Consider the following 6,000-nt stretch of genomic DNA (forward strand, 5'->3'; position numbering starts at 1 on the left):
TCGGCTCATGTCCTGGATCGTCGTCATGCCGTCCGCTGAACGGCGGTCAGGCTTTCGTTCATCGTGGTTGGGTGCTCGGCGTCGGTAAAGTCGGTGATCCCGGCCCAGTGACGCGCCACATCGTCGGGTGTGAAATCGGTCGTGCCACCGAAACGATGGCCGTGCGAACGCTCCCAGCGCAGCTTCGCGATATAGCCGGCACCGACCTCGAACAGGCCCTTGGTTTCCGCGCAGGCCTCATGTGCCAGCCAGCCGACCAGCGGGCTGATCGCTTCGGGTCGCAGACGATCGAGCAGTTCCTTCGGGAACACCGTCTCGGTCATCCGCGACGCCGCGATCGGCGCGATCGTGTTGACATGGATGTTTTTGGCTCGCCCCTCCTCCGCCAGCGCGTTGGCGAGGCCGACGATGCCGAGCTTCGCCGCCGCATAGTTCGCCTGGCCGAAATTGCCGTAGATGCCCGCCGCCGAGGTGGTCATCACGATCCGGCCATAGCCCTTCTCGCGCAGCACCGGCCACGCCGCCCGGGTGACGGCGCACGTGCCGTTCAGGTGGATGTCCTGCAGCAGCTCCCAGTCCTGATCGGTCATCTTGTGGAAGCTGACGTCGCGCAGGATGCCGGCGTTGTTGACGACGACATCGACCGTGCCGAACGCGTCGAGCGCGGTCGCGACGACACGCGCGCCATCGGTGACGGAATCGTGGTTCGCGACCGCCTCTCCCCCGGCGGCGCGGATTTCCTCCACCACCTTGTCGGCGGCGGCGGACGAACCTCCGCCGCCGGTTTGTCCCCCGCCCAGATCGTTGACGACGACGCGCGCACCCCGCGCGCCGAACATCAGCGCATGCTGGCGCCCCAGCCCGCCGCCCGCCCCGGTGACGATCACGACGCGGCCGTCGTAGCGAAGTTCTTCGGTCATGATCGTGCTCCCGTCAGCGGAACGCGCCGACGCCGGTCAGCGCGCGCGAGATGATGAGCTTCTGGATCTCGGTCGTGCCGTCGGGGATCGGGCAGATGATCGCCTCCCGCACCAGCCGCTCGACGATGAACTCGCGCGTCACGCCGTTGCCGCCGTGGATCTGGAGCGCGTCGCGGGTCACGCCGATCGCCATTTCGGTCGCATACCATTTGGCCATGGCGCATTCGGTTTCCGCACGGACGCCGGCATCGACCAGCGAGATCGCGCGGTGCGTCAGCAGCCGCGCGGCGTCGATCTGCGTCGCCATGGTGGCGAGCTTCTCGGCGATGAGCTGATGCCCGGCGATCTTGCGGCCATGCTGCGTGCGCTCCTTCGCGTAGGCGATCGCCTCGTCCAGCGCGCGACGGGCGATGCCGATGCTCCACATCGCCATGTGGCAGCGCGCGATCTCGAACACCTTCAGCGTGTTGCGCAGCCCGTCGCCGGGCTGGCCCAGCATGTTGCCGACCGGCACGCGGCAGTCGGTGAGGAAGATCTGCGCGGTCGACTGGCCGTTCAGCGCCATCTTCTCGATGTCGCGCACCTCGTACGGGCTTTCGGCGCGGTCGATCAGGATATGGCTGATCTCGTTTTCGCCGGTGCGGCAGGTGCAGACGAGCACGTCCGAATAGGCGCCGTTGGTGATCCACGTCTTCTCGCCGTTGATGACCCAATGGTCGCCGTCGCGCACCGCGCGCGTCTTCACGGCCGCCACGTCCGAGCCGACATCGGGTTCGGAAATGCCCATCGAGACGAACAGCTCGCCCGCGATCAGGCCGGGCAGGTAGCGCCGCTGGAGTTCGGGCGAGGCGCTGCGCCGGATCAGCTCGGCACCGACCGCGTTGATGAAGCCCGGAATGGCGACGTCGAGCGAGGAATAGACGATTTCCTCGAAGATCATGAGATGCGTCAGCCACCCCATGTCGAGGCCGCCCCATTCCTCGTCGTGCGGCGCCGCGATGTGGCCGAACCGGGTCAGCTCGCCGGTCCATCGCCGCATCAGGTCGCGCGGGATGAAGCCGGGGCCATGCGCGCGGATCTCGGGTTCGAGCTTGTCGTCGAGGAAGCGGCGGACGCTCTCGACGGCCATCCGCTGTTCGTCACCGGGCAGGAAATCCATGCTCTTCGCTCCCTATCGGCCGAGGACGGTGACCGCGACCACGGCCTCCTCCACCCCCAGCACCCCGCCGCCGTTCTGCGCGACCGCGATCCGGGCGCCGTCCACCTGCCGCGCGCCCGCCTCGCCGCGCAATTGCGCGACCAGTTCGTAGATCTGGCCGAGGCCGGTCGCGCCGATCGGGTGGCCCTTGCATTCGAGGCCACCCGACGGGTTCACCGGAATGCGGCCGCCGATGACGGTATCGCCGCGCTCCGCCGCGACGCCGCCCTCGCCGGGTGGCACGAGGCCCAGCGCCTCGATCTCGATGATCTCGCCCATCGCGGTCGCGTCGTGCACTTCCGCGACATCGACATCCGCCGGATCGACCCCCGCCGCCGCATAGGCGCGCGTGGCGGCGAGCCGGGTGACGTGCCGGTCGTAATCATACGGGCTGCGTTCCGAGCTCGTCTGCAACACCGAGGCGAGGATGCGGATCGCCCGCCCGCCGGAAGCGGTCAGCTTGCGCAGCCCGGCGGCGTTGCAGATCACCGCGGCCGCCGCCCCGTCGCTGATCGGCGAGCACATCGGCAGCGTCAGCGGAAAGACGATCGGCGGCGCCGCCAGCACCGCCTCCACGGTGTAGGGTATCCGGTACTGCGCCAGCGGGTTGCTGACCGAATGCATGTGGTTCTTCGCGGAGACCGCCGCGATCTGCGCCTGCGTCGAGCCGTAGGTCTTCATGTGCGCGCGCGACATCGCGGCATAGATGTCCATGAAGACGCTGTAGGGCTGCGTCGATACCGATCCCTCCGGCACGGCGACGCCTTCTCCCATCGCCAGCAGGATATCGCGGTTGCGCGCCGTCTCATGCACGTCCCACGCGCCGTCGAACGCGCTGAACATCAGCGCCTTGTCGGGCGAGCACATCTTTTCCGCGCCCAGCGCCAGCACGACATCGACCGCGCCCGAGCGGACATAGGCACTCGCCATGTGCACCGCGGTCGAGGCGGTGGCGCAGGCGTTCTCGACGTTGACGACGGGCACGCCCTGGATGCCGACCGCGCGCGCCACCAGCTCGCCGCGGATCATGTCCTGCCCTTCCATATGGCCCTGGACGCAATTGCCGAAGAACACCGCGTCGATATCCGCCGGCCCGCAGCCGGCATCGGCGAACGCCTGCGCCACGGCATCGCCCGACAGACCTTTCAGGCTGCGATCGAGCTGCTTGCCGAACTGCGTCATGCCGACGCCGGCGATGAAGATGTCGCTCATTGTCCCGTGAACTCCGGTTGGCGCTTTTCAGCGAAGGCCGTCAGCCCCTCCTGCAGGTCGTGCGAGGTGGCGTAGTCGGCGACGATCTCCAGTTCGCGGCGCAGGCCTTCCTCCAGCGAACAGCCGTCGGCGATCGCGGCCAGTTCCTTCATGCGTGCCAGCCCGAGCGAGCTCTTGGTGGCGAGCGTCTCGACCAAGGATTGCGCCGTCTCGACCAGCGCGTCGCCCGGCACGATCCGGCTCACCAGCCCCGCGCGCTCCATGTCCGCCGCGGGCAAGAACTCCCCCGTCATCATCAACCAGGCCGCGCGCGCCGGGCCGATCTTGCGCGGCAGGCGGATCGAGCCGCCGCCGCCGGGCAGCAGTCCGTAGTTCGCGTGAGCATCGCCAAATCGCGCGCTGTCGGCGGCGACCACGAGATCGCAGCACAGGACGAGTTCCAGTCCGCCGGCCAGCGCCAGCCCGTTGACCAATGCGATCGTCGGCAGGGGCGAGGCTTCGATCCGCGTGAAGACACGGCCCAGCTCGGCGAGAAAGTCGCCCAGCGGCGCGGCGATCGATCCGCCATGCGCATGGAGCGCCGCAAGATCGGCACCCGCGCAGAATGCGCGTCCTGCCCCGGTGACCACTACCGATCGCACCGCCGGGTCGGCCTCGGCGGCCGTGATCGCCGCCTCCAGCTCATGCGCCATTTCGAGCGTCAGGCTGTTCAGCGCCGCCGGGCGGTTGAGCCACACCCAGCAGGCGGGGCCGCGCTTTTCGACGACAATGGTCTCGAACGGGATGGCATGTTCCATGGGGGTGACGGGGGATGCGGCGGGACGGTCGGCGGTCATGCGCCCGAAATCCGGCTGGCATGGCCGGCCCAATAGGGCTCGCGCAGCTTCGACCTCAGCACCTTGCCGACGTTGCTCAGCGGCAGAGGATCGGTGGTGAAGACGACCTGCCCGGGCTTCTTGAACGACCCCAGCCGCCGGCTGACGAGATCGGTGATCTCCTGTTCGGAGATCACCGTGCCCGGCGCGACGACGACCCGCGCGAGCGGCGTCTCCCCCATTTCTCGTGCGGGATGCCGAACACGGCGGCGGCGATCACCAGCGGGTGATCGGCGATCACGTTCTCGATCTCGGCGGGGTAGATATTGTACCCGCCCGACACGATCAGGTCGTTGGCGCGATCGAGCAGATAGAGGAAGCCGTTGGCGTCGATCCGGCCGACGTCGCCGGTCTTCACCCAGCCGTCGACCATGCGCTGCGCGGTCTCCTCGGGATCGTTCCAGAAGCCCTGCATCTGGCCGTTCTCGAACCTTGCGACGATCTCTCCCGGCTCGTCGGGTCCGAGCACGCGCCCGTCCGCATCGCGGATCTCCAGATCGACGAACGGCATCGCCCGACCCACCGACTGAAGCGGTGTCGACCCTTCGGTCCGGCCGAACCATTCTCTCGGCCCGAGTGACGTGACGGGCAATATCTCGGTCTGTCCGTACGCCGAGTGTAGCACCTCGTCGCCGAAGATCTCGCAAGACTTGCGTAGCGTCGCCTCCGAGATCGGGGCTGAGGCGCTGAGCAGGCACTTCAGCTTCGGAAAGGCATGCCCATGCGGGTTGCCGTGATGGACGACGGCGTTGAGCATCGTCGGGGCGACGAATGCGTAACCGACCTCCTCCCGCTGTAGAATATCGAGGAAGCCTTCAGGGTCGAACGCCTCCATCATGACGTTGCGCCCGCCGATCGCCCAATAGGGCGAGAACATGAAGCCCGAGGCGTGCGACAGCGGGCCTACGTGCAATACCGTCGCGCCCGGTTCCGGTCGTGGGCCGACCGCCTGGAATCCGCCGCAGATCGTCATCCAGGAACGATGGGTATAGGCTACGCCCTTCGGCGCGCCAGTGGTGCCGCCGGTGTGACGGATGACAAGGATGTCGTCGGGCGCGATCGCCGGATCGGGATCGATGTCCGATGCCTGCGCGAGCCAGTTTTCGTAGCGCGCATCACGCACGATCAGGCGGTCGAGGCCCGCACCTCCGAGTCCAGCCCGGCGATCTCAGCAACAGCGCCTCGTCGACCAGCGCCACGCGGCATCCGGTGTGACGCATCATGTGATCGTGGGACTCGCGCCGGTTTCGCGCATAAAGCGGCACACGAACGAAGTTGCCGATCGCCGCGGCAAGAAAGATATCGACCGCCTCGACCGAATTCTTCTCGAGCGTCGCGACCCTGTCGCCGGGCTGGAGGCCGGCATCGGCCAGCGCGTTCGCCAGCCGCACCCCGCGCGACCACGCTTCGGCGAAGGTGAAGCGACGATCGCCGTGGACCAGCGCCTCGCGGTTCGCGAAATAGGCGGCCGCGCGTCGAAGCTGGGTGCGCAGCTCCATCATCCATGCTCCCGAGCGGCAGCGGCGCGGGGTTGCACACGGCAGATCGGGCAGGTCAGGATATGCGCCATCGGGCCTCTCCACGCACGCCGTAACCGGCATTTTATTGAGCGTAGATCGGAAAGCGCGGCCGACTTGTCCAATGCATTTCGGTCGCGCGATATTCCTGTTCTTCATGTTCGCCGACACGGAATCGTGCCACGATCCGGCCTGGAGCCTATCAAGGGAGAGGATGGCGCATGAGGGATCACGGGCCGCTCGGCGGGCGTGCGGATCGTCGAGATTGCCGGGATCGG

7 protein-coding genes are annotated in these 6,000 nt (G+C 67.7%); all 7 read right to left on the reverse strand.

Annotated features, from left to right (window positions below; all coding sequences use genetic code 11):
- Positions 1 to 23: 23 nt before the first annotated feature.
- The 7 genes from JW805_00265 to JW805_00295 are packed head-to-tail and all read right to left on the reverse strand — an operon-like array spanning position 24 to position 5,707.
- Positions 24 to 920 (reverse strand): SDR family oxidoreductase, encoded by an 897-nt coding sequence (locus JW805_00265; protein MBN2970448.1) that lies wholly within the window; start codon positions 918 to 920, stop codon positions 24 to 26.
- Between the two features lie 13 nt (positions 921 to 933).
- Entirely contained in the window at positions 934 to 2,079 is a 1,146-nt protein-coding gene (locus JW805_00270) for an acyl-CoA/acyl-ACP dehydrogenase (GenBank protein ID MBN2970449.1), read from the reverse strand.
- 12 nt (positions 2,080 to 2,091) lie between these two features.
- Positions 2,092 to 3,330: a thiolase family protein gene (locus JW805_00275; protein MBN2970450.1), complete on the reverse strand. Its 1,239-nt coding sequence runs from the start codon at positions 3,328 to 3,330 to the stop codon at positions 2,092 to 2,094.
- Positions 3,327 to 4,115: an enoyl-CoA hydratase/isomerase family protein gene (locus tag JW805_00280; GenBank protein ID MBN2970451.1), complete on the reverse strand. Its 789-nt coding sequence runs from the start codon at positions 4,113 to 4,115 to the stop codon at positions 3,327 to 3,329. The genes JW805_00275 and JW805_00280 overlap by 4 nt, the downstream gene beginning before the upstream one ends.
- Positions 4,116 to 4,162: 47 nt before the next feature.
- A complete protein-coding gene (locus JW805_00285) occupies positions 4,163 to 4,387 on the reverse strand; it encodes a hypothetical protein (GenBank protein MBN2970452.1) in 225 nt (74 codons plus the stop codon).
- Positions 4,339 to 5,328, reverse strand: a complete 990-nt coding sequence (locus tag JW805_00290; protein ID MBN2970453.1) for an AMP-binding protein — start codon at positions 5,326 to 5,328, stop codon at positions 4,339 to 4,341. Before JW805_00290 ends, JW805_00285 begins: the two co-directional genes overlap by 49 nt.
- Complete coding sequence (locus JW805_00295) at positions 5,321 to 5,707, reverse strand: AMP-binding protein (GenBank protein ID MBN2970454.1); 387 nt, start codon at positions 5,705 to 5,707, stop codon at positions 5,321 to 5,323. The genes JW805_00290 and JW805_00295 overlap by 8 nt, the downstream gene beginning before the upstream one ends.
- Positions 5,708 to 6,000: the final 293 nt, after the last annotated feature.

This window comes from Roseomonas aeriglobus (assembly GCA_016937575.1).
GTDB classification, from domain to species: domain Bacteria; phylum Pseudomonadota; class Alphaproteobacteria; order Sphingomonadales; family Sphingomonadaceae; genus Sphingomonas; species Sphingomonas aerigloba.